The sequence below is a fragment of the Thermomonospora catenispora genome (assembly GCF_006363815.1).
Lineage (GTDB): Bacteria > Actinomycetota > Actinomycetes > Streptosporangiales > Streptosporangiaceae > Thermomonospora > Thermomonospora catenispora.
On the sequence record NZ_RRYT01000019.1, the window covers coordinates 63,390 to 86,632 of the forward strand.

Annotated in this window: 22 protein-coding genes; 6 read left to right on the top strand and 16 right to left on the bottom strand. The window is 73.3% G+C overall.

Annotated elements, in window-relative coordinates; translation table 11 throughout:
* Window positions 1-188: 188 nt before the first annotated feature.
* Window positions 189-1,607, top strand: coding sequence for an RtcB family protein (locus tag EIO00_RS15905; protein ID WP_277752887.1), 1,419 nt, complete (start codon window positions 189-191; stop codon window positions 1,605-1,607).
* A 62-nt stretch (window positions 1,608-1,669) separates the two neighbouring features.
* Here EIO00_RS15905 and EIO00_RS15910 read toward each other — a convergent pair whose 3' ends face one another.
* Entirely contained in the window at window positions 1,670-2,227 is a 558-nt protein-coding gene (locus EIO00_RS15910; RefSeq protein ID WP_338325935.1) for an archease, read from the bottom strand.
* Here EIO00_RS15910 and EIO00_RS15915 point away from each other — a divergent pair.
* Window positions 2,220-3,236: an LLM class flavin-dependent oxidoreductase gene (locus EIO00_RS15915; protein WP_140179732.1), complete on the top strand. Its 1,017-nt coding sequence runs from the start codon at window positions 2,220-2,222 to the stop codon at window positions 3,234-3,236. The genes EIO00_RS15910 and EIO00_RS15915 overlap by 8 nt on opposite strands.
* Before the next feature lie 132 nt (window positions 3,237-3,368).
* Complete coding sequence (locus tag EIO00_RS15920; RefSeq protein WP_140179734.1) at window positions 3,369-4,799, top strand: aldehyde dehydrogenase family protein; 1,431 nt, start codon at window positions 3,369-3,371, stop codon at window positions 4,797-4,799.
* Here the strand turns inward: EIO00_RS15920 and EIO00_RS15925 are convergent.
* From EIO00_RS15925 to EIO00_RS15960, 10 genes are all read right to left on the bottom strand, one after another.
* A complete protein-coding gene (locus EIO00_RS15925) occupies window positions 4,771-6,165 on the bottom strand; it encodes a sensor histidine kinase (RefSeq protein WP_140179736.1) in 1,395 nt (464 codons plus the stop codon). The genes EIO00_RS15920 and EIO00_RS15925 overlap by 29 nt on opposite strands.
* A gap of 465 nt (window positions 6,166-6,630) precedes the next feature.
* A complete protein-coding gene (locus EIO00_RS15930; protein ID WP_140179738.1) occupies window positions 6,631-7,749 on the bottom strand; it encodes a PP2C family protein-serine/threonine phosphatase in 1,119 nt (372 codons plus the stop codon).
* A 178-nt stretch (window positions 7,750-7,927) separates the two neighbouring features.
* The gene (locus tag EIO00_RS24235; RefSeq protein WP_161602733.1) at window positions 7,928-8,095 is read right to left on the bottom strand and encodes a hypothetical protein; all 168 of its coding nucleotides are present in this window, start codon (window positions 8,093-8,095) and stop codon (window positions 7,928-7,930) included.
* 61 nt (window positions 8,096-8,156) lie between these two features.
* The gene (locus tag EIO00_RS15935) at window positions 8,157-8,630 is read right to left on the bottom strand and encodes a ribose-5-phosphate isomerase (protein ID WP_140179740.1); all 474 of its coding nucleotides are present in this window, start codon (window positions 8,628-8,630) and stop codon (window positions 8,157-8,159) included.
* Between the two features lie 128 nt (window positions 8,631-8,758).
* Window positions 8,759-9,700 (bottom strand): ATP-binding protein, encoded by a 942-nt coding sequence (locus EIO00_RS15940; protein WP_175596243.1) that lies wholly within the window; start codon window positions 9,698-9,700, stop codon window positions 8,759-8,761.
* A 108-nt stretch (window positions 9,701-9,808) separates the two neighbouring features.
* The gene (locus tag EIO00_RS15945; RefSeq protein ID WP_140179744.1) at window positions 9,809-10,564 is read right to left on the bottom strand and encodes an energy-coupling factor ABC transporter ATP-binding protein; all 756 of its coding nucleotides are present in this window, start codon (window positions 10,562-10,564) and stop codon (window positions 9,809-9,811) included.
* Complete coding sequence (gene cbiQ, locus EIO00_RS15950; protein ID WP_140179746.1) at window positions 10,561-11,331, bottom strand: cobalt ECF transporter T component CbiQ; 771 nt, start codon at window positions 11,329-11,331, stop codon at window positions 10,561-10,563. Before cbiQ ends, EIO00_RS15945 begins: the two co-directional genes overlap by 4 nt.
* Entirely contained in the window at window positions 11,332-11,661 is a 330-nt protein-coding gene (locus EIO00_RS25265; protein WP_241661384.1) for a PDGLE domain-containing protein, read from the bottom strand.
* Between the two features lie 4 nt (window positions 11,662-11,665).
* Window positions 11,666-12,361 carry an energy-coupling factor ABC transporter permease gene (locus EIO00_RS15955; protein WP_241661385.1) on the bottom strand — a complete coding sequence of 232 codons (696 nt, stop codon included), beginning with the start codon at window positions 12,359-12,361 and terminating at the stop codon, window positions 11,666-11,668.
* Window positions 12,362-12,470: 109 nt separating this feature from the next.
* A complete protein-coding gene (locus tag EIO00_RS15960) occupies window positions 12,471-13,082 on the bottom strand; it encodes a mycothiol-dependent nitroreductase Rv2466c family protein (RefSeq protein ID WP_140179748.1) in 612 nt (203 codons plus the stop codon).
* A 147-nt stretch (window positions 13,083-13,229) separates the two neighbouring features.
* On the opposite strand from EIO00_RS15960, the gene pepN reads away from it, so the two are divergent.
* A complete protein-coding gene (gene pepN / locus EIO00_RS15965; RefSeq protein WP_140179750.1) occupies window positions 13,230-15,764 on the top strand; it encodes an aminopeptidase N in 2,535 nt (844 codons plus the stop codon).
* 167 nt (window positions 15,765-15,931) lie between these two features.
* Here pepN and EIO00_RS15970 read toward each other — a convergent pair whose 3' ends face one another.
* A complete protein-coding gene (locus EIO00_RS15970; protein ID WP_140179751.1) occupies window positions 15,932-17,347 on the bottom strand; it encodes an amidase in 1,416 nt (471 codons plus the stop codon).
* A 225-nt stretch (window positions 17,348-17,572) separates the two neighbouring features.
* Between EIO00_RS15970 and EIO00_RS15975 the strand changes: the two genes are divergently transcribed.
* Window positions 17,573-18,379: a nuclease-related domain-containing protein gene (locus EIO00_RS15975; protein WP_140179753.1), complete on the top strand. Its 807-nt coding sequence runs from the start codon at window positions 17,573-17,575 to the stop codon at window positions 18,377-18,379.
* Between the two features lie 300 nt (window positions 18,380-18,679).
* Window positions 18,680-20,536 carry a dihydroxy-acid dehydratase gene (ilvD, locus tag EIO00_RS15980; RefSeq protein WP_140179754.1) on the top strand — a complete coding sequence of 619 codons (1,857 nt, stop codon included), beginning with the start codon at window positions 18,680-18,682 and terminating at the stop codon, window positions 20,534-20,536.
* Between the two features lie 195 nt (window positions 20,537-20,731).
* On the opposite strand, the gene EIO00_RS15985 is transcribed toward ilvD, so the two are convergent.
* Genes EIO00_RS15985 through EIO00_RS16000 form a run of 4 tightly spaced genes read right to left on the bottom strand, consistent with a single transcriptional unit; the run spans window position 20,732 to window position 23,061 of the window.
* Window positions 20,732-21,865, bottom strand: coding sequence for a phosphatidylinositol-specific phospholipase C1-like protein (locus EIO00_RS15985; RefSeq protein ID WP_140179756.1), 1,134 nt, complete (start codon window positions 21,863-21,865; stop codon window positions 20,732-20,734).
* Between the two features lie 45 nt (window positions 21,866-21,910).
* A complete protein-coding gene (locus tag EIO00_RS15990) occupies window positions 21,911-22,273 on the bottom strand; it encodes a cupin domain-containing protein (RefSeq protein ID WP_140179758.1) in 363 nt (120 codons plus the stop codon).
* 31 nt (window positions 22,274-22,304) lie between these two features.
* Window positions 22,305-22,520 carry an FmdB family zinc ribbon protein gene (locus EIO00_RS15995; protein ID WP_140179760.1) on the bottom strand — a complete coding sequence of 72 codons (216 nt, stop codon included), beginning with the start codon at window positions 22,518-22,520 and terminating at the stop codon, window positions 22,305-22,307.
* A 28-nt stretch (window positions 22,521-22,548) separates the two neighbouring features.
* Window positions 22,549-23,061: an HNH endonuclease gene (locus EIO00_RS16000; protein WP_140179762.1), complete on the bottom strand. Its 513-nt coding sequence runs from the start codon at window positions 23,059-23,061 to the stop codon at window positions 22,549-22,551.
* Window positions 23,062-23,243 lie beyond the last annotated feature (182 nt).

Here is a 23,243-nt window from a genome sequence, read left to right on the forward strand (position 1 = left end):
AGACGGGCCCCGCCGACGGCGCGCGGCACCGAGCGCACGCACGGACGCGCCGGCTCCCTCCGCCGGACCGCCGGCGGATGCGGGCCGTCGTCGCATGACCGGTGAGCCGGCGGGTAGCCCTCGGCCGTGAGCACCGTGAGCGCGACGTCGGCTCCCGAGGACGCGATGTCTCCACGAGCGTGGTCGCCATGAGCGTGCATGCGGTGGCGGAGACACCGTATCGGTTCCGGATCGAGCCCACCGGCGCCATGCGCGTGCCGGGGGTGGTGTTCGCCTCGCGCGAGCTGCTGCGCGGGGCCGATCAGGCGCTCGAGCAGGTCGCCGACGTCGCCACGCTGCCGGGCGTGGTGGACGCCTCCTACGCCATGCCGGACGTGCACTGGGGGTACGGCTTCGCCATCGGCGGCGTGGCGGCCACCGACCCGCGGGAGGGCGGGGTGATCTCGCCCGGCGGGGTCGGCTTCGACATCTCCTGCGGAGTGCGGCTGCTGGCCGCCGACATCGACGCCGCCGGGATCGGGCCGGTGCTGGAGCAGGTGATGGACGGCCTGGACCCGGCCGTTCCGCGCGGCATGGGCAAGGGCGCGGTGTGGACGCCGACCGGCCGCGAGGAGTTGACCGGCCTCCTCACCGGCGGCTCGCGGTACGCGGTCGAACGCGGTCACGGCGAAGAGCGGGACCTGCTGCGGTGCGAGGACGGCGGGGCGGTCGCCGACGCCGATCCCGGCCGGGTGAGCGAACGGGCCCTGCAGCGGGGGGCGCGGCAGGTCGGCAGCCTGGGCTCGGGCAACCACTTCCTCGAGGTGCAGCGGGTCGCCGAGATCTACGACCCGGTCGCCGCCGAGGCGTTCGGGCTGCACCCGGACCAGGTCTGCGTGATGATCCACTGCGGGTCGCGCGGCCTGGGGCACCAGATCTGCACCGATCACGTGCGGGCGATGGAGGGGAGGATGGCCCGGTACGGCATCACGGTGCCCGACCGGCAGCTGGCCTGCGCGCCGGTCGACTCCCCCGAGGGCCGGGCCTATCTGGGCGCCATGGCCGCGGCGGCCAACTACGGCCGCGCCAACCGGCAGCTGCTCACCGAGGCGGCGCGCCGGGTCTTCCGCCGGGTGGCGGGGGTGCGGCTGGAGCTGGTCTACGACGTCTCGCACAACCTCGCCAAGCTGGAGGAGCACACCGTCGGCGGGGAGCGGCGCCTGCTGTGCGTGCACCGCAAGGGGGCCACACGGGCGCTGCCGCCCGGCCATCCCGACCTTCCGCCGGATCTGCGCGAGGTCGGCCAGCCGGTGCTGATCCCCGGGACGATGGGCACCTCCTCCTACGTCCTGGTCGGCGTGCCGGAGGGGCGGGCCTTCCACTCCACCTGCCACGGCGCCGGGCGGGTGCAGAGCCGCCACCAGGCCGCCCGCGGGGTCAGCGGCAGACGGCTGCGGGAGGAGCTGGAGGGCAGGGGCGTCATGGTGCGCGCCTCCTCCTGGCGCGGCCTTGCCGAGGAGGCCCCGGACGCCTACAAGGACGTCTCCGCCGTGGTCGAGGCCAGCGAGCGGGCGGGACTGTGCCGCACGGTGGCCCGGCTGGCCCCGCTCGGCGTGGTCAAGGGCTGAGCCGCCGGGCCGGGTCGTCACGGGCCGGGTGAAGGGCCGGGGGCCGCCGCGCGCGCCGCACGTCACACGTCGATCGTCACCGTGCACGACCAGCCCTCCGCGTCGCGGTCGAAGCGCAGGCCGTGCAGGGAGACCGCCTTGGGCGCCGCGCCGACGCCGGTCGCCTCCGCCGCGTCGCCGACCGTGAGGCGGGCCACCGGGCCTCCGCCGGGCGGCTCGGCGACCTCGGCGTCGAGGGTGATCTCGCCGTCGACCTCCAGCCGGTAGATCACCTCCTCCAGCACGGTCACGAGCGCGTCCTCCGCCGGCCCCGGCGGCAGCTCCACCGCGACGGTCCGCCGGGGCCGCACGCCGGCGGTGTCGGCGAAGGAGGACACCAGTCCGCGCACCGCCTCGGCGAGGCAGCGTTCCCTGGTCGGCCCCCACGCCTCGATCCGCAGGTCCGCGGTGTGCGGGACGCGGCGGTGCCCGGCGGGGCGCCCGCCGCGGGGCCGCGCATCGCCGGGGGGCGACGCGGGCGGCGGTTCCGCTCCGCCCCGCCCGCCCCGGGCCGACGAATCCGCGGGCGGACGGGCGGGAAGACGACCTCGCGGAGACGGGTTATGCCGTTTCATGAGCATTCCTTTCTCCGTCCTCGACCTGTCCCCCGTGGTCTCCGGCTCGACCTCCGCTGCGGCCCTGCGCAACACGCTGGACCTGGCCCGGCACACCGAACGGCTGGGTTATCACCGCTACTGGCTGGCCGAGCACCACAACATGCCCGGCATCGCCAGCTCGGCGACCGCGGTGCTGATCGGCCAGGTCGCCGCCGTCACCGAACGGATCCGGGTCGGCTCGGGCGGCGTGATGCTCCCCAACCATCCGCCGCTGGTGGTGGCCGAGCAGTTCGGCACCCTGGAGGCGTTGTATCCGGGGCGGATCGACCTGGGCATCGGCCGCGCCCCCGGCACCGACCAGAGCACCGCGCGGGCGCTGCGCCGGGCCACCGGGCCGCTGTCGGTGGACGACTTCCCCGAGCAGCTCATCGAGCTGCGCCGCTATTTCGACGACGACAGCGCCGCGACCCCGGCCGCGGGCAACCGGCCGCCGATCTGGCTGCTGGGCTCCAGCGACTACAGCGCCCGGCTGGCGGGGATGTGGGGGCTGCCGTTCGCGTTCGCCCACCATTTCAGCGCCGAGAACACCCTGCCCGCGCTGGCGATCTACCGTGAGGCGTTCCGTCCCTCCCCCGACCTGGACCGCCCGTACGCGATGGTCGCCGTGTCGGTGACCGCCGCGGAGACCGACGAGCGAGCCCGCGAGCTGGCCCGCCCGCAGGCCCTGCAGTTCCTGCGGCTGCGCCAGGGGCTGCCGGGGCCGCTGCCCACCCCTGAGGAGGCCGCCTCCCACCCGTACACGCCGCTGGAGCGGGAGATCATCTCCTCCCGCCTGGACTCCCAGGTCGTCGGCGGCCCGAAGACCGTGCGCGCCGCGATGGACGCCCTCATCGCCGCCACCGGGGCCGACGAGATCATGGTCACCACCAGCGTCTACGACCACGCCGACCGCCGCCGCTCCTATGAGCTGCTGGCCGAGCTGTACGACCTGACCGGCTCACCGGCCGACTCGCCGGCGGCGCGCACGGCGTGAGCGGACGGCGGGCGCGGACCGGGGTGTGCGGCGCGCCCGCGTTCCCGCCCGCAGGCGGTGCATCCGCCCCGAACGTCCGCGATGACCGTGTCGGCGGGCGGGGCGGGGCCTGCACGGGGATAGCGTGGAGGAATGGCCCAGACGACCCCCTTCTGGCTGGCCGGCCGGCCCGCGACCGGTGACGGCGAGCTGGCCGTGACGCATCCCTACGACGGACGGCCGGTCGGCACGGTCTCCGTGCCGACCGACGAGCAGGTCGAGCAGGCGATCGCCGCCGCCGACGCGGTGCGCGCCCGAGCCGCCGCACTGCCCCTGCACGTCAGGGCCGAGGCGCTGGCGCGGGTGTCCCGGCGGCTGAGCGAGCACGCCGAGGAGATCGCCCGGCTGATCACCGGGGAGAACGGCAAGCCGCTGCTGTGGGCGCGCGGCGAGGTGTCCCGGGCGATCTCGACGTTCCGGTTCGCCGCCGAGGAGACCCGCCGGTGGAGCGGGCGGGTCCAGCGGCTGGACACCGACCCGGCCGCCGAGGGCCGGATGGCGTACGTCTCCCGGGTCCCCCACGGCCCGGTGCTGGCGATCACGCCGTTCAACTTCCCGCTCAACCTGGTCGCGCACAAGGTCGCCCCGGCCATCGCGGTCGGCGCCCCGGTGATCGTCAAGCCCGCCCCGGCCACCCCGCTGTCGGCGCTGCTGCTGGGGGAGCTGCTCGCCGAGACCGACCTGCCCGAGGGCATGTTCTCGGTGCTGCCGGTGCCCAACGAGCGGGCGACGGCGCTGGTGGACGACCCGCGGCTGCCGGTGGTGTCGTTCACCGGGTCCGGCCCCGTCGGCTGGACGATCAAGGATCGGGTGCCGCGCAAGCACGTGACGCTGGAGCTGGGCGGCAACGCGGCGGCGGTGGTGTGCGCCGACGCCGACCTGGACCACGCCGCCTCCCGGATCGGGCTGTTCGCCAACTACCAGGGCGGGCAGAGCTGCATCGCGGTGCAGCGGGTGCTGGTGGCCCGCGAGGTGCACGAGTCGTTCGTGCCCAGGCTGGTGGCGGCGGTGGAGGGCCTGGTCACCGGCGACCCGTGGGAGGAGTCCACCCAGGTGGGGCCGCTGATCAGCGAGGAGGCCGCCCGGCGGGTGGAGTCCTGGGTCGCCGAGGCGGTGGAGGCCGGGGCCAAGGTGCTGACCGGCGGGACCCGCGACGGCGCCTCCTTCGCGCCGACCGTGCTGACCGACGTGCCGCCCGAGGCGAAGGTCTCCTGCGAGGAGGTCTTCGGGCCGGTGCTGACGGTGCAGCCGTTCGACACCCTCGAGGAGGCGTTCGCGCTGGTCAACGACTCCCGGTACGGGCTGCAGGCGGGTGTGTTCACCCGCTCGCTGGACGTGGCGTTCCGGGCGAACCGGGAGCTGGAGGTCGGCGGGGTGGTGATCGGCGACGTGCCCTCCTACCGGGCCGATCAGATGCCGTACGGAGGGGTGAAGGAGTCCGGAGTGGGCCGCGAGGGGCTGCGGTCGGCCATGGAGGACTTCACCTACGAGAAGGTCATGGTGTTGACGGGCCTTCGTCTTTGAGCGGCAGCCGCATCACCAGCAGCGCCCCGCCCTCCTTGCTCTCCCCGGCGGTGAGCGTCCCCCCGTGGGCGGTGACGATGTCGCGGGCGATCGGCAGGCCCAGCCCGGAGCCGTGGGCGTCCCGCTCACGGCTCTCGGGCAGCCGGGTGAACCGCTGGAACACCCGCTCCCGGTCCTGCGCCGGAATCCCCGCCCCGTCGTCGGCGACCTCCAGCACCGCCTCCGGGCCGTCCCGGTAGACCAAGATCCGGATGTGGGTGCGGGTGTGCCGTTCGGCGTTGTCCAGCAGGTTGGTCAGCACCCGCATCAGCTGGGTGCGGCTGCCGTGCACGATCACCGGGTTCGCCACGTCCTGCACGTGGACGTGCACCGGGACGCGGCGGAGGCGCTCGGTGGCCTCGGTGCGGGCCAGCTCCCCCAGGTCCACCGGCTCGCGCTCGCCGTGCACCCCGGCGTCCAGCTTGGCCAGCGTCAGCACGTCGGTGACTACCCGCTGCAGCCGGTCGGCGTCCGACAGCGCCGCCATCGCCACCGCCGGCCAGTCCTCGTCCTCCGGATGCGCCAGCGCCAGCTCCAGCTGGGTGCGCAGCGCGGTCAGCGGGCTGCGCAGCTCGTGCGAGGCGTCGGCGACGAACTTGCGCTGCCCCTCCACGAACCGCTGCAGCCGCTCCAGCGTGACGTTGACCTCGCGCGCCAGGTCGGCCACCTCGTCGTCGGTGTCCGGCACCGTCACCCGGCGGCTCATCTGCCCGCCGCTGATCTGCGACAGCTCCCGCCGCATCCGGTCGAACGGCCGCAGCACCCGGTCCACCGCCCGCCACACGATCCACCAGACGCCCACCACCACGACCGGGACGAGCACGATCATGAACAGGCCGAACGCCCGTTCCGTCTGGGCCATGACCGTCATCGGGGCTCCGGCCAGCACCGCGTAGTGGCCCTCGGCGGTGGGCACCCGGATCGCCGTCAGGAAGATCGGCACCTCGTATCCGGACAGCCGGATGATCTCGTGATCGGGCTCGTCGTCCTCGGCGGGCCGGAACGAGCTCATCGGCGGGCGGCCGCGCATCGCCGGGCTGTAGGCCACCACCCGCCCCTGGGGATCGACCACCTGCAGCAGGTAGAACCCCGTCACCTCGGTGATCTTCTCGCCGCTGCCGCTGCCGCGGCGGACCTGGTCGGCGAGCTGCTGGGCGGCCATGTCGCCGCGTCTGCCGAGGTCGGCGAGCGCCATCTGATGCATGAGCTGGTAGAGGCCCAGCACCCCCAGGCAGACGATCAGCCCCACGATCGCGGTGGTGATGAAGGCCAGTCGCCACCGGAGCGAAGTCCGCGACGCCCCCCGCCGCCGCTCATCCTCGGCCACCCGCCGTCTACCCTCCCTCGATCGACCGTTGCCGCTCGCAGGGGGGTTGGTGGTTTGGCTTTCCAAAGGACCAGCAGGGCTGGTTGTAACCAAGTCATTGCCGGGTGAAACCTCAACGCGCCGATCCGTGCACGCCGCCCCGGAGAAATGCACCGGTGCGAGGAGAAGATGTGGAAAGGCGTGGGGAATGCGCCGTCCGCGCAGGCGGAACCTCCCACCCCTGGGGCACCGCCTGCGCGGACGGTCTCCGCCTCTCGCCGGCCGTCCGTCCTCGCCCGTCGAGGAGGATCCCGTTCGACGACGTGTCCGACCGGTCCGATCGGCGCGGCCCCGCGTCGTTCCTTTCCCGGGAGGAGTCGATGCGGTCACCTGTCTCTACGGTGGCCCGGCCGCGTTCACTCGATGAAACATCGAGGTGACGTTCTCGTTTCCGGCGTCCGTGCCGGCCGTGCCGCCCGGGGCGGGTCAGCTCCGCCAGATCAGCACCAGGGCGCAGTCGTCGTCGCGGGCGGCGGCCATCCGCTGCACCAGCTCCTTGGCGCCCTGCCCGAACCCTTGGGGCACCAGCCGGTCGGCCTCGGTGAGCAGCCGGTCGATGCCCTCGTCCAGGTCCCGGCCCGGGGCCTCGACCAGCCCGTCGGTGTAGAGCAGCAGCGCGTCCCCGGATCGCAGGGTGCCCTGGGCGGGCTCGCACTGCAGCTCCGGGACGACGCCGAGCACCATCCCCTTGGTCTCGTTGACCCGCCAGGTGCCGTCGGTGGAGTCGAACTGGGCCGAGGGCGGGTGCCCGGCGGACTCCACCACATAGTCGCCGGTGGTCAGGTCCAGCACCAGGTGGACGGCGGTGACGAAGCCCTCGTCCCAGTACTGGCGGTGCAGATAGGCGTTGCAGGAGGGCAGGAACCGGTCGGGTTGGATCGATCCGAGCAGCCCGCCGAACGCCCCGGACAGCATCAGCGCCCGGGTGCCGGCGTCCACGCCCTTGCCGGACACGTCCACCAGCGCGACCTCCAGCGTCCGGCCGTCGCAGACCGACACCACGAAGTCGCCGCCGAAGGAGGACCCGCCCGCCTGCACCAGCACCACCTGGGCGTTCCAGCCGGCCGGCAGCGGCGGCAGCTCGCCCTGCCGGCGCAGCCGGTCGCGCAGCTCCAGCAGCATGTACTCGCCGCGGAGCCCCTGCACGCCGAGCTGCTGGCGGGTCCGGGCCAAGGTCAGCGCCAGCACCGCGGTGATCACCACGGTGGCGACCATGCCCGGGCCGACCCTGGAGAAGCCCAGCCGCCACATGTCGTAGCCGAGCATCACCGTGACCACGCCGAGCAGCGCCGCCAGGGTGCGCACCCGCAGCAGCAGCCCGCCGGCCAGCACGGTCAGCACCATCGCCCCCGACGGCGCCCACGACTCCGACCAGGTGGCGCCGATCCCCAACGCCACCGCCACCAGCGTCAGCACCGCGAACACATAGCGTTCGCGGGTCCACCGCCGGCGCCGGAGCCACCGGTACAGCCACACCAGGGCCGGGATGCGGCGCAGGAAGGCGCGCATCCTCGGCGGCAGGCGGTGGACCAGGCGTTGCAACATCTCCGGCACTGTATCGGGCGGTCACCGGGCCCGGCGGGAAATGCCGTGTCCGGTACAGGGGAACGAACCCCCGCACTCCGTGCGCGAAGCGCCGTGGGACGAGCCGCGGGTTCGGCCCGGTCCACGGGGGAGGTCGGGTTCGGTCGCGGCGTGTTCGGGGGTCGCGCGGTCTCGGAGGTCAGGCGCGTCCGCCGTGGCGGCGGCGCTCGGTCCTGGGCGACCTGCGCCGCCGCGGGGGACGCGCGGGCTCGGGGGGACGCTCCGCCTCGTCCTCGGAGCGAGGGCGGGAGACGTCCCGGGCCCGCATGGCCGCCTCGATCGTGATCCGCATGCCCGGCTGGATCATCGCGTCACCTCCGTGCGACCATCCTGCCGCCGTTTCGGCGCGCTGGGGAGTCCCTCCGAGGTCACTCTCCCGGAAGGGGCGGGAGCTTCCCGGTGGTCTCGTAATCGGCGAGCATCCCGATGCGGCGGGTATGACGCTCCTCCTCCGAATAGGGGGTGGACAGGAAGACCTCCACGAAGCGGGTGGCGGCGTCCAGGTCGTGCTGGCGGGCGCCGATGCTGATGACGTTGGCGTTGTTGTGCTCGCGGGCCAGGCGGGCGGTCTCCTCGCTCCACACCAGGGCGGCCCGGATGCCCTTGACCTTGTTGGCGGCCATGGCCTCGCCGTTGCCGGAGCCGCCGAGCACGATGCCGAACGAGCCGGGCTCGGCGGCGGTCCGCTCGGCGGCGCGCAGCACGAACGGCGGGTAGTCGTCCGCGGCGTCGTAGACCTCGGGCCCGCAGTCGACCGGCTCGTGGCCGTGGTCCGACAGCCACCCGATCAGGTGCTGCTTGAGCTCGAAACCCGCGTGATCGGATCCAAGAAAGACGCGCATGGCGGAAGTCTTCCAGGCTCCTCGTCCGGACCGGGACACGGGGTGCCGGCCGCGGCGACGGACGGGGCCGTCGCCGCGGCGCCGCCCGGTCCCGTCGGAGACGGGCCGGCGCACCGCCCCCCGGGGTCCTAGGCCGGCTGGGGCACCCGGAAGCCCGGGTCGATCTGGGCCTCCAGGTCCTCCCCGACGGCGCGGTTGGCCCAGCTGCGTGCGTTCTTGATGTGGAACTCCACCGCCTGGCGCCAGAACTTGTCCCAGTCCCGGCGCTGGGCGTCGAGCCGGCGGCGCATCAGCTCCAGCGCCTCGGCGTTCTCCGGCTCCAGGGCGACGCCCGAGCGGCCCTGCTCCAGGGCGCGCACGGCGGCGGACTGGCCGAACCAGGTCAGCAGGTCCTCCCCCACGTGGGAGCGCAGGTACGCCACGTCGTCGGGGCCGGTCACCTTGTTGCCGACCACCGCGATCGCCACGTCGTAGTCGGCGGCGTACTCGACGTACTGGCGGTAGACCCCGACGCCCTTCCGGGTGGGCTCGGCGACCAGGAACATCAGGTCGAACCGGGTGAACAGCCCGGAGGCGAAGGAGTCCGCGCCGGCGGTCATGTCGACCACCACGTACTCCCCGGGCCCGTCGATCAGGTGGTTGAGGTAGAGCTCCACCGCCCCGGTCTTGCTGTGGTAGCAGGCCACGCCCAGGTCCTCTTCGGTGAACGCCCCGGTGACCAGCAGCGTCACGCCGTCCACCTCCTCGCCGAGGGCGTGCACCGGGTCGTCGCCCCTCAGCCGCAGCAGCCGGGAGCCGCGGCCGGGCGGGGTGGTCTTGACCATGCTGGCGGCCGAGGAGATCCGGGGGTTGTCGCCGCGCAGGTACTCCTTGATCTCGGTGAGGTGGTCGCCGAGGGCGGGGAGCTTGGCTGCGCGGTCCTCCTCCAGGCCCAGCGCCACGCCGAGGTGCTGGTTGATGTCGGCGTCGATGGCGACCACCGGCCGTCCCTGCGCGGCCAGATGGCGGGCGAACAACGAGGAGAGGGTCGTCTTGCCGCTGCCCCCCTTGCCGACGAACGCGACCTTCACGGCATTGCCTCCGAAAATGGATATGAAAACCGTTGCCATTTCCAGTGAGCACGAGCCTAGCGGAGGGCGGGCGCGAAGGCGGGGAAGGCGGGGCCGGCGCGGGGAGGGCTAGCGCCGGGCGATGGCGCGGGGATCGAACCCGTAGGGCAGCTCCAGCCGGTGCGCGCGCATCAGCGGCTCGTCCGACAGCAGCTCCGCGGTGGGGCCGTCGGCGACGATCACCCCGTCGGAGAGGATCAGCGACCGAGGGCACAGCTCGGCCGCGTACGGCAGGTCGTGGGTGACCATCAGCATGGTCACCTCCAGCCCGGTCAGGATCTCGGCCAGCTCGCGGCGCCCGGCCGGGTCGAGGTTGGACGACGGCTCGTCCAGCACCAGGATCTCCGGCTCCATCGCCAGCACGGTCGCCACCGCCACCCGGCGACGCTGGCCGAAGCTCAGATGCTGCGGGGGCCGGTCGGCGACGTGCAGCATGCCGACCCGCTCGAGGGCGTGCTCCACCCGCCGCTCCAGCTCGGCGCCGGTGACGCCGAGATTGGCCGGGCCGAACGCCACGTCCTCGCGGACGGTGGGCATGAACAGCTGATCGTCGGGATCCTGGAAGACGATGCCGACGCGCCGCCGGATCTCCTGCAGCGTCGCGCGGTCGGCGGGATCGACGGTGAGCCCGCCGACGCGGACGGTGCCCGCTCCCCCGTGCAGGATCCCGTTCAGATGCAGCACGAAGGTGGTCTTGCCCGCCCCGTTGGGGCCCAGCAGGGCGACCCGCTCGCCCTTGCCGATGGTCACGTTCACGCCGAACAGCGCCTGGGTGCCGTCCGGATAGGCGTAGGCCAGGCCGCTCACCTCAAGCGAAGGGGTCATCGGACCATCCAAGCAGCAACCCACGCGGCGACGGCGACGAGGGCCGCCAGGGCGGGCGGCGCGGCGGCGGCCGCCCACTGCCGGCCGGTCGCCGCGGCCTCGTGCAGCACCGGCATCCGCCCCTGGTAGCCGCGGCTGAGCATGGCCAGATGGACGCGCTCGCCGCGTTCGTAGGAGCGCAGGAACAGCGCGCCCGCCGAGCGGGCCAGCACCCGGGCCGCCCGCACGTCACGGGCCTGGAAGCCGCGGGCGGCGCGAGCCGTGCGCATCCGCCGCATCTCCCCCACGATCACGTCGGCGTACCGGATCATGAACGCGGCGATCTGCACCAGCAGGGACGGCAGCCGCAGCCGCTCCAGCCCCACCAGCAGCTGCCGCGGCTCGGTGGTGGCGGCCAGCAGGATCGAGGCGGCGGTGCCGAGACTGGCCTTGGCCAGGATGTTCCACGCCGCCCACAGGCCGCTCTCGCTGAGCGGCACGCCCAGCGCCTCCACCCGCGGCCCCTGCGCGACGAACGGCAGCAGCGCCGCGAACGCCACGAACGGGATCTCGATCGTCATGCGCCGCAGCACGAAGTGCGGCGGCACCCGGGCGATCGCCGCGACGACGGCCAGCAACGCCGCATGCACGGCGAACGCCCACACCGCCTCGCGCGGCGTGCTCACCACCGCCAGGACGAACGCCCCGGTCGCGACCAGTTTGCACTGCGGCGGCAGCCGGTGGACCGGGGTGTCCCCCGGCCGGTGCAGCCGTCCCAGGCCGTCCACTCAGCGCCCGGCGGGGGCGTCCGCCGGGGTCCGTCCGCCGCGGCGGCGCACAGCCCAGAACAGTCCGCCGCCGGCCAGCGCGGTCAGCCCCACGCCGATCACGCCGGCCAGCCCGCCGGAGAGCCGCTCGTTCTCCACGCCCTCGACGGCGTAGTCGCTCAGCGGGGAGTCCGCCAGCGCGTGCTCCTTCTCCTGCGCGGCGAAGCCCTTGTCCTCGGCCACCTTGGTGAGCCCGTCGGGGTCGCCGCTGGCGTAGTGGCTGAGGACGCCGGCCACCGCCAGGGCGATCAGGAGGAAGACGAGGAGGAAGCGTCGGTTGCCGGTCTTCATGGCGTCAGGCCTCCGCGGTCTCGGGGGTGCGGATCTGCAGCGGCGCGGCCTGCCCGCGCAGCCCGTACACCAGGTCGGGACGGACCGCGGCGACGGCGCCGACCGTGAGCGCGGTGATCACGCCCTCGCCGATGCCGATCAGGACGTGCACGCCCAGCATCGCGCCCAGCACGGCGCCCAGCGGAAGGTCCGCGGTGCCGCCGATCGCGAACAGCGCGACGAACACCAGCGCCGAGGCGGGCACCGACGCCAGCGCGCCCAGGAAGGAGGCCGCGCCGAGGCCCGCCCGGCGCGGCGCGCCGGGCGGCCAGAGCCTCATGACCAGCCGGAACACCCCGTACCCGACGAGCACCCCGGTGAGCGCCATCAAGGTGACGTTGATCCCGTAGGCGGTGACGCCCCCGTCGGCGAAGAGCATCTGCACCAGCAGCACCACCGAGATGCACAGCACCCCGGCGTACGGGCCGACCAGGATGGCCGCCAGCGCCCCGCCCATCAGATGGCCGCTGGTGCCGGCCGCCACCGGAAAGTTGATCATCTGGGCGGCGAAGATGAAGGCCGCGCTCAGCCCGGCCAACGGGGCGGTGCGATCGTCCAGCTCCCGGTGGGCGCCGCGCAGCGACACGGCGATGCCCGCCGCCGCCGCGACGCCCGCCCCCACCGAGACCGGGGCGTCGAAGAACCCGTCAGGCACGTGCACGGCGCCTCACCTTCCCCTCGGACCGGACAGATCAGGACAGATCCAGTCTGAAGGCAGGTGAGGCGCATCTGCAAGTTATGTGCAACTGATGTTCATCGGCATCTGCGGCTCAGTCGAAGCTGGGGTCGGCGGTCCGGCTCCGCTTCAGCTCGAAGAACCCCGGGATGCTCGCCACCGCGAGCACCCCGTCCCACAGCTTCACCGCCTCCTCGCCGCGCGGGATCGGGGTGACCACCGGGCCGAAGAAGGAGACGCCGTTCACCGAGATCACCGGGGTGCCGACCTCCTCGCCCACCCGGTCGATGCCGTCCTTGTGCGAGGCGCGCAACGCCTCGTCGTACTCGGTCGAGTCGGCCGCCGCCGCCAGCTCGGGCTCGAGCCCCGCCGCCCGCAGCGCGTCCTCCAGGGTCGGCCGGTCGAACGGGAGCTTGCGGTGGTGCTTCCGCACCCCCAGCTCGGTGTAGAGGTCGCCCAGCACCTGCGAGCCGTGCTTCTGCTCGGCGGCGATGCAGACGCGCACCGGTCCCCACCCCTCGGCGATCAGCTTGCGGTACCGCTCGGGGACGTCCTTGCCCTCGTTGAGCACCGACAGGCTCATCACATGCCAGCGCGGCTCGATCGGGCGGTGCTTCGCCACCTCCAGCAGCCAGCGGGAGGTGATCCACGCCCACGGGCACAGCGGGTCGAACCAGAAGTCCACCGGGGTGCGGTCCTGCGACATTGCAGTCTCCAATCGAGGATCGGCATTCATTCGTCCGGGACAACTGAACCATGTCCTCGGGGATTCCCGCTCCCGCGCCGCCGGGGACAGGGCCGAGGACCGGTTGATAGACATGGACGAGCGGTTAACTGAGATCAAGGAGTGGATGTGGCAGGCAACCTCACGCGCGATGAGGCGCGGGAACGGGCCCGGCTGCTGAAGGTCGAGTCCTATGCGGTGGACCTGGATCTGACGACCGGCGAGGAGCGGTTCGGATCCACGACCGTGGTCCGGTTCGGCTGCACCGAGCCCGGCGCGTCCACCTTCATCGACCTGCACGACGCGGTGGTGCGGGAGGTCGTGCTGAACGGGCGGTCGCTGGAGGTCTCCTCCTACGACGCCGCCAAGGGGCGGTTCCCGCTCCCGGACCTGGCCGCCGACAACGAGCTGCGGATCGTCGCCGACTGCGCCTACTCCCGCTCCGGGGAGGGCCTGCACCGGTTCGTGGACCCGGTGGACCGGGAGGTGTACCTGTACACCCAGTTCGAGACCGCCGACGCGCACCGGATGTACGCCTGCTTCGACCAGCCCGACCTGAAGGCGACCTTCCAGCTGTCGGTCACCGCCCCGCGGCACTGGCAGGTCGTCACCAACGAGGCCGCCGAGTCCGCCGCGGACGGCCGCTGGGTCTTCCCCCCCACCCCGCGGATCTCCACCTACATCACCGCGCTGGTGGCCGGCCCCTACCACGCGGTCCGCGACGAGTACCGGCGCCCGGACGGGTCGGTCATCCCGCTGGGGGTGTTCTGCCGGGCCTCGCTGGCCGAGCACCTGGACGCCGACGCGATCATCGAGGTCACCCGGCAGGGCTTCGCCTTCTTCGAGGAGGTGTTCGGCCGGCCGTACCCGTTCACCAAGTACGACCAGCTGTTCGTGCCCGAGTTCAACGCGGGCGCGATGGAGAACGCCGGCTGCGTGACGTTCCTGGAGGACTACGTCTTCCGGTCGCGGGTCACCGACGCCGCCTACGAGCGCCGTGCGGAGACGATCCTGCACGAGATGGCGCACATGTGGTTCGGCGACCTGGTCACCATGCGCTGGTGGGACGACCTGTGGCTGAACGAGTCGTTCGCCACCTACATGAGCGTGCTGTGCCAGGCCGAGGCCACCCGCTGGAAGGGGTCGTGGACCACGTTCGCGAACCTGATGAAGGCGTGGGCCTACCGGCAGGACCAGCTGCCGTCCACCCACCCCATCTCCGCCGACATCCCCGACATCCAGGCGGTGGAGGTCAACTTCGACGGCATCACCTACGCCAAGGGCGCCAGCGTCCTCAAGCAGCTGGTCGCCTACGTGGGCCGGGACAACTTCCTGGAGGGCGTGCGGCGCTACTTCGACCGGCACGCCTGGGGCAACACCGTGCTGGGCGACCTGCTGGAGGCGCTGGAGGAGACCTCCGGACGCGACCTGACCGCCTGGTCCAAGGAGTGGCTGGAGACCGCCGAGGTCAACACGCTGCGCCCGGTGTACCAGACCGACGGGGACGGCACGTTCACCTCGTTCGCGGTGGTGCAGGAGGCCAAGCCCGACCACCCCACGCTGCGCTCCCACCGGATCGCGATCGGCCTGTACGACCGCACCGACCAGGGCATCGTACGGCGCAAGCGGGTCGAGCTGGACGTGGTGGGCGCCCGCACCGAGGTGCCGGAACTGGTCGGCGAGCGGCGGCCGGACCTGGTGCTGGTCAACGACGACGACCTGACCTATGCCAAGATCCGGCTGGACGAGCACTCGCTGCGCACCCTCATCGAGGGCATCGGCGACATCGCCGAGAGCCTGCCGCGGGCGCTGTGCTGGTCGGCGGCCTGGGACATGACCCGCGACGCCGAGATGGCCACCCGCGACTACATCAGGCTGGTGCTGTCGGGCATCCGCGGGGTCGGCGACATCTCGGTGGCGCAGACCCTGCTGCGGCAGGCCCGCACCGCCCTGCAGCAGTACGCCGACCCGGCCTGGCGCCCCGCCGGGCAGCAGATGATGGCCGACGCCCTGTTCGAGCTGGCCCGCGAGGCCGAGCCCGGCTCGGACTTCCAGCTGTGCTTCGTGCAGGCGTTCGCCGCGGTCGCCACCTCCAACGAGCACCTGGCGTTCCTGCGCGGGCTGCTGGAGGGCACCCAGTCGCTGGAGGGCCTGACCGTCGACACCGAGCTGCGGTGGGCGCTGCTGCGGCGGCTGGTGGTGACCGGGGCGGCCGGGGAGGCCGAGATCGACGCCGAGCTCGCCCGGGACAACACGGCCGCCGGGGAGCGGCACGCCGCCGGATGCCGGGCCGCCGTCCCCACCACCGAGGCCAAGGCCGACGCCTGGTCCCGGATCATCGGCGGCGAGCTGCCCAACGCGGTGTTCCGCGCCACGCTGAGCGGCTTCGTCGAGCCCGAGCACGCCGAGCTGCTGGCCCCCTACGTCGAGCGGTACTTCGCCGAGGTCGGCCGGATCTGGGAGCAGTGGAGCGGCGACATGGCGCAGACGTTCGCCGAGGTCGCCTACCCGTTCCTGATCGTCGACCAGTCCACGGTGGCCCGCACCGACGCCTATCTGGAGGCGGAGAACCCGCCGCCGGCGCTGGCCCGGCTGCTGTCGGAGGGCCGCGACGGGGTGCTCCGCGCCCTGCGCGCCCGCGCCAAGGACGCCTCCGCCGGCTGAGGCCCGGGAAACGGCCGCGGCCCGCCCACCCCGCGGGGACGGCGGGCCGAGGGCCGGTCGGCGGGCGGCTCGCGCGTCCCGCCGGCCGGTCTCACCCCGGCGCGCCCGGGCCGGTTCGATCAGCCGCCCGTCCACCGCGGCCGGGGCGTGCCCGCGCAAGGGCCGCTTCAGCCGTCCCAGCCCGGCGGGCGGCGGCGGTGCCAGGGCCGGGCCGCCTCCAGCTGGGCGGACAGGGAGATCAGCGTGCCCTCGCCGCCGAGCCGTCCGGCGATCATCACGCCGATCGGCAGGCCCTCGGCGTTCCAGTGCAGCGGGACGGTGACGGCGGGCTGGCCGGAGAGGTTGTAGGCGGCCGCGAACGGGGTGAAGCGGTGCTGCCGCCGCAGGTTCTCCTCCGGATCGGCGGCGGAGAAGTGTCCGACGGGGACGGGCGGGGCCGCCAGGGTCGGCGAGATGATCGCGTCGAAGCCGTCCATCGCCGCGAACGCCCCGCGGAGGGCGGACTGGATGCGGGCGTGCGCCCGCATCAGCCCGGTGCCGGTGACGCGGCGGCCCCGCTCGCGCAGCCATCGGGTGAACGGCTCCAGCCGGTCCTCGTCGGCGGGGTCCACCGGTTCCAGGGCCGCCAGGACCGTCCACAGGGTCTCGAAGTCGGCCGCCAGCCCGGGGTCGAACAGCGGCGGCGCGTCCACCACCTCATGCCCCAGCTCCTCCAGCAGGGCGCAGGCGTCCTCCAGCGCCGCCGCGCAGTCGGGGTGGATCTCGGCGTCGGGGACCATCGGGTCGCCGCGGCGGGCGATCCGCAGCCGTCCGGGCTCCCGGTCGGCGCAGGCGGTGAAGGACCCCGGCGGCGGGGGCGCGGCGAACAGGTCCCCCGGGAACGGCCCCTGCATGGCGTCCAGCAGGGCCGCGGCGTCCCGCACGGTGCGGGCGATGGGCCCGTCGGTGACCAGGCCGAACAGGTCGGGTGCGGCGGGGCCGCGGGAGATCCGGCCGCGGGTCGGTTTGATCCCGAACACCCCGCAGGCCGCGGCGGGGATGCGGATGGACCCGCCGCCGTCGTTGCCGTGGGCCGCCGGCGCCAGCCCGGCGGCGACCGCGGCGGCCGACCCGCCGCTGGAGCCGCCGGCCGACCGGGTCGGGTCCCAGGGCGTGCGGGCGGGGGGCGCCACGGCCGACTCGGTGTAGCAGGTCAGGCCGAACTCACAGGTCGCGGTCTTGCCGAACGGGATCGCGCCGGCCGCGCGCAGCCTGGCCACCACCAGGTCGTCGGCGTCGGCGACGCGGTCGGCGGACACCGCCGATCCGCGGGTGATCCGCACGCCGCGCACCGCGGTCAGGTCCTTGACGGCGATCGGGACGCCGTGCAGCGGCGGGAGGTCCGCGCCGGGACGGGCGGTCCGGTGCAGCCGCGCCGCCTCCGCCAGGGCCTGCTCGGCGGCCACCGTGACAAACGCCCCGAGCCGCGGGTTCAGGCGTTCGATCCGGGCCAGATAGTGCTCCAGGAGCGTCACCGGGGACAGGTCGCCGGCGCGGACGGCGGCGGCCTGTTCCAGCGCGGTCAACTCGTGGATCTCGGTCACACGCCCACGCTAGAGGGGCCCGGCCGGGCGACCGCGGACCGGGACGACGGCGCCGGAAGGGCCGTAAGAGATGAACGAAAATCTACCCCTCGACGCAAGGTTCAACCGAACGGATCCGGCGACAAAACTATGGATGCGGCACCACTAGCCGCCCGCACGGCGCGCTCACTACCCTCCGCAAAGAGGATCATGCCTCCCCGTCCGAAAGGAACACGGAGAGTCACCATGGCGACCATGGAGCGGGGCAAGCCCGGCCAGCCCGAAGGCCACCCCACCGACAGCACGTCCGGCGGAACCGGCGGACGGCTCCCGCGTCTCCCCCGCCTCCCGGACGACCTGCGCAACGATCCGCGGGCGCGCCTGTGGGCTCTGCGGCTCGGTGCGGCCGTCGTCGTCGGCATCATGGTCACGATCGTGACGAACTGGCGGGTCGGTCTCGGCGCGGCGGTGCTCGCCGTCGTCGCCGACGTCTACCGCCGCTCCCGCTCCCACACCGAGGTCGCGGCCTGGGGCAAGTCGGCCGCGGCCGAACGCCGCACCGAGCGGCAGCTCCGGTCGCTGACCAAGAACGGCTACCGCGTCCTGCACGCCCGCGCCGTCCCGCTCGACGACGAGGGCGTCAGCGACGGCAAGATCGACCATCTGGTGGTCGGGCCCAGCGGCGTGTACGCCATCGACTCGGAGAAGTGGGACCGCCGACTGCCGGTCCGCACCCTCTCGCACCGCAAGCTGTTCCACGGCCCGTTCAACAAAAAGGACCGGCTGGACGAGGCCCGCTGGGAGGCCGAGCAGGCCAGCAAGCGGCTGTCGGCCAAGCTCGGCTTCGAGGTGTCGGTGCAGCCCTCGGTGGCGATCTACGGGCCGTCCATCCCGTGGAAGGTGATGCGGGTGCGCGACGTGGACGTCTACGCCGGCAACCGGGCGCGCTCCTATCTGCGCCGCCGCCCCCGGATCCTCACCGACGAGGACGTCCAGCGCATCTACGAGGCCGCCGAGGAGGCCCTGCCGCCGAAGTACCCCACCACCGACTGAGCGTCGCCGACCGGGCATCGGAGCGAGCGCCCCGGGGCGGCCGGCCGTCCCGGGGCGCTCGCGCGTCTCCCGAAGGGCGCGTCCCGAAGGGCGCGCGGAGCCGGGCCGTGGACGCGCCGCCGGCGGGACGGGAGGTAGCATCGAACGCACCGGCCGCACGAGACCTCCGGTGGGCCGGGTCCAGCGCCGAGACCCGCCGCTGTCGCACACACCCCGAGCCCCGGTCAGGCCGGCCGTCCCACCCGTGACGCACCAGCCGACGATCGGGGCGCCGCCGACAAAGGTTTGGAGAGGTCCCCAATGCCACCGCTCAGGTCACGCACCGTCACGCACGGCAGGAACATGGCGGGCGCCCGCGCCCTCCTGCGCGCCACCGGAGTGGCGCGCGAGGACTTCGGCAAGCCGATCGTCGCGGTGGCCAACAGCTACACCCAGTTCGTGCCCGGCCACGTCCACCTGCGCGAGGTCGGCGAGGTGGTGGCCGAGGCGGTGCGCGAGGCCGGCGGGGTGCCGCGCGAGTTCAACACCATCGCCGTCGACGACGGCATCGCGATGGGCCACGACGGGATGCTGTACTCGCTGCCGTCGCGGGAGCTGATCGCCGACGCGGTGGAGTACATGGTGCAGGCGCACCGGGCCGACGCGCTGATCTGCGTGTCCAACTGCGACAAGATCACCCCGGGGATGCTGCTGGCGGCGCTGCGGCTGAACATCCCCACCGTGTTCGTCTCCGGCGGGCCGATGGAGGCCGGCAAGCCGGTCGAGGGCGTCTCCGGCGGGCACAAGCTGGACCTGATCGACTCGATGATCGCCTCGGCCGACACCAGCGTCTCCGACGAGGCGCTGGCCCGGATGGAGGAGAACGCCTGCCCGACCTGCGGGTCCTGCTCGGGCATGTTCACCGCCAACTCGATGAACTGCCTGACCGAGGCGATCGGGCTGGCGCTGCCGGGCAACGGCACGATCCTGGCCACCCACACCGCCCGCAAGAAGCTGTTCGCCGACGCCGGACGTCGTGTGGTGGAGATCGCCAAGCGCTACTACGAGGACGACGACGAGTCGGTGCTGCCGCGCAGCATCGCCACCCGCGACGCCTTCGAGAACGCGATGGCGCTGGACGTGGCGATGGGCGGCTCCACCAACACCATCCTGCACCTGCTGGCCGCCGCCACCGAGGCGGGCGTGGACTTCGGCCTGAAGGAGATCGACGAGCTGTCGCGCCGGGTGCCGTGCATCTGCAAGGTCGCCCCGGCCACCAACAAGTACCACATCGAGGACGTGCACCGCGCCGGCGGCATCCCCGCCCTGCTGGGCGAGCTGGACCGGGCGGGTCTGATCAACCGGGACGCCCGCACCGTCCACGCGGACACGGTGGGCGAGTTCATCGCCGCGTGGGACATCCGCTCCCCCGAGGTGCTGCCCGAGGCGCGGGAGCTGTGGCACGCCGCGCCCGGCGGGGTGCGCACCACCCGGGCCTACAGCCAGTCCAACCGCTGGGACGAGCTCGACCTGGACCGCGAGGGCGGCTGCATCCGCTCCATCGAGCACGCCTACACCGCCGACGGCGGCCTGGCCGTGCTGTACGGCAACATCGCCCCCGAGGGGGCGATCGTCAAGACCGCCGGCGTGGAGGAGGAGCTGTGGACCTTCTCCGGCCCCGCGGTGGTCTTCGAGAGCCAGGAGGAGGCCGTGGAGGGCATCCTCGGCGGCAAGGTCAAAGAGGGCGACGTCGTCGTCATCCGCTACGAGGGCCCCAAGGGCGGGCCGGGCATGCAGGAGATGCTGTACCCGACGTCCTTCCTCAAGGGCCGCGGCCTGGGCAAGGCGTGCGCGCTGATCACCGACGGGCGGTTCTCCGGCGGCACCTCGGGCCTGTCCATCGGCCACGCCTCCCCCGAGGCCGCCGCGGGCGGCGTCATCGCCCTGGTGGAGGACGGCGACCGCATCGTCATCGACATCCCCCGCCGGTCCATCGAGCTGGACGTCCCCGCCGACGAGCTGGCCGCGCGGCGCGAGAGGCTGCTGGCCGAGCTGGGCGGCTACCGTCCCCGCGACCGGCACCGCCCGATCAGCGCCGCCCTGCAGGCCTACGCGGCGATGGCCACGTCGGCCTCCACCGGTGCGGCCCGCGACCTGTCCCAGCTGTCGGGCAACTGAGCGGCACGCGCTCTCCGGGCGCCGCCGGTCACCCGGCGGCGCCCGGGCGCTGTCAGAGGGCCGACGCCCTCGCGACGACGCCGGGCACGGCCGGCGGCGCGATCGACGCCGCCCGAGCGCGAGGAGCGCCGGGAGGACGCGGGGAGGGCCGCGCCGCGGGCGCCCGCGGGCAGGGCCGGCGCCGTCCCCGCCGGGTCAGGGCGCGGCGATCGTGCAGGCCGCCGGGGCGGTCACGGGGTTGCAGCGGGCGACCGCGCCGTCCGGCAGCGAGACGTGGTAGTCGGTGCCCCAGCGGTCGGACATGCCGGGGGCGGGATAGTCGGTGCTGACCCACTGGGCGCCGCTGGCGAGGGCGGCGTCGCGGCGGGCGGTGTCGCCGGAGCGGGCCTCCCGGGTGTCGGCGTCGGCCCGGGTGCGGACCAGGTAGCCCTGGGCGACGAGGTCGCGGATGTCGGGGGCGGGGTCGTTGCGCTTGACGAAGGCGGCGTCGGGGTTGCCGGGCTCGGAGCTGGTGAACATCAGCCGCCCCTCGAGGCCGGGGTTGCCCTGGAGGTAGCGGTCGCGGTGGACCCCGGTGTTGTCCATCAGGAACATGACCTTGCCGCGCGCCTCCTCCAGGGTGGGCCAGCCGTCCTCCCGGACGGACTGCTCCAGGGTCTTGCCGGGGACGCGGACGGTGTCGGGCGTGATCAGCTCGTCGGCGGCGAACACCGACCGGATCTCCTGCTCCACCGCCAGCATGCGCTCCCTGGTCCAGGTCACCAGGGGGATGGACAGGTCGCCGACCGGGAGGGAGTCTTTGAACTCCAGCAGGATCGCCACGGGGACGTGGTCGGGGTTGGCGCGGGACCAGTCGCGCACGGCGGTCAGGCAGTCGACGAGCGTGAGGCAGTTGCTGCGGTAGTCCAGCCCGGCGACGTGCAGGACCTTGGTGCCCGGCTCGCGCAGGCGGGGGTCGTACTCGGCGGACTGGCCGGTCAGGATGCGGATGAGGGGGCGGGCGTACACGCCCCCGTCGGGGTCGGCGTACAGGTCGAGTTCGAGCTGCCGGACCCGCTGCTGGGCGAGCTGCTCGTCCAGCGGGCGGTGGCTGTACTGCCAGGCCCGGGCCTGCTCGCCGGCGAACAGCGACACCAGGGCGAACTCACGGGCGTTGGGCTCCAGGTGGTAGCTGTTGTGGCTGCCGACGACCTGGATCTGGTTGAGCCGGAGCCCGGTCTCGGCCGCGGCCGGGGCGGCCGGCCAGACGGCGACGGCGGTCAGCGCGGCGCAGGCCGAGGCGACGGCCCGGCGGCGGAGCGAGGTGGAAGACGGGGGGCGGATCCTCATGAACGTGAGAAAAACTCACCTCCGCCGCCCCGTCAACCACCGTGATCATTCGTCCCGGTGAACGGTGGACGGCGAGAAGGCGGGCACGCAGACCGCGATGTACTCGGCCCCCTCGGGGCCCGGCGAGCTGTAGCGGATCCACTCGCCCGCCCGGGTGTGCACGGCCTGCCCGGCGCGCACCTCCAGCACCCCGTTCTCGTGCTCGACGGTCAGCGCGCCGCGCAGCACGACCGTGTACTCGTCGAACTCCGGACGCTGGCCGGGCTCGGACCAGCCGGACGGGCTGCGCATGTGCGCGATGCTCAGCCGGTCCTCGCCGGTGTTGACCCTGCCGACGTACTCGTCGATCGTCTTGGGCGGCTCGCCCACGGCGGCCACCCGCGACGGCTTGTCGATCAGTTCAGGCATGCCGTCAAGCATGCCCGAGGAAGCGAGGTGCTCAGCCGCAGCACCCGCCGCCGCAGCACCCGCCGCCGGAGGGGCCGGGCGACGGAGCGGATCCCGTGCCGCGGCCCGTGACGGCGACGGTGGACAGCAGCTTGACCGTGTCGTCGTGGCCGGCGGGGCAGGTGGCGGGCGCGGACGCCTCGCTCATGGAACGGGACACCTCGAAGGTGGACCCGCAGGCACGGCAGCGGAACTCATAACGTGGCACGCCGTCCAGAATAAACCGGCCCGATCGATCAGGCCGCCAGCTGCGCCATATACGGCGCCCACTGCGGGTCGCCGTTCTCGGCCGCCGCGCCGATCAGCCGCCAGTGCACGCCGCGCGGCACCGCCGGCGTCACATTCAGCACCCAGCCGAGCTCCTCCAGCAGCTTGTCGGCCTTGCGGTGATTGCACGACGAGCAGGAGGCGACGCAGTTCTCCCAGGTGTGCGTGCCGCCGCGGCTGCGCGGGATCACATGGTCGATGGTCTCGGCCCGGCGTCCGCAGTAGGCGCAGCGATAGTTGTCGCGCCGCATCAACGCCGCCCGGGTCAACGGCACTCGGGTGCGATAGGGAATGCGCACATAACGACGAAGCCGGATCACCGACGGAACGTCGATCGACATCGTGGCCGAATGCAGGACCGCACCGGTGGCGTCGCGGTGGACGATCTCCGCCTTGTCCCGCAGGACCAGGCACACCGCCCGCCGCAGCGGGAGCGTCGTGAGCGGTTCGTAGGACGCGTTGAGCAAGAGGACCTGGCGCATCACACGCCCTCCGACCCGTGCATTCCGTTCGCCTCGGCGCATACGCTCCCGCGTCCGCTACGCCGAGGCTCGAGTATGGACTCCAGTACCTGCGCACCCGTCATATGGGCCTCCCACGGGCGATCGAGCTGAAAACAGTGTGACTGTTGATCCGGGCTTCTCGCTACCCCATAAATTCCCCG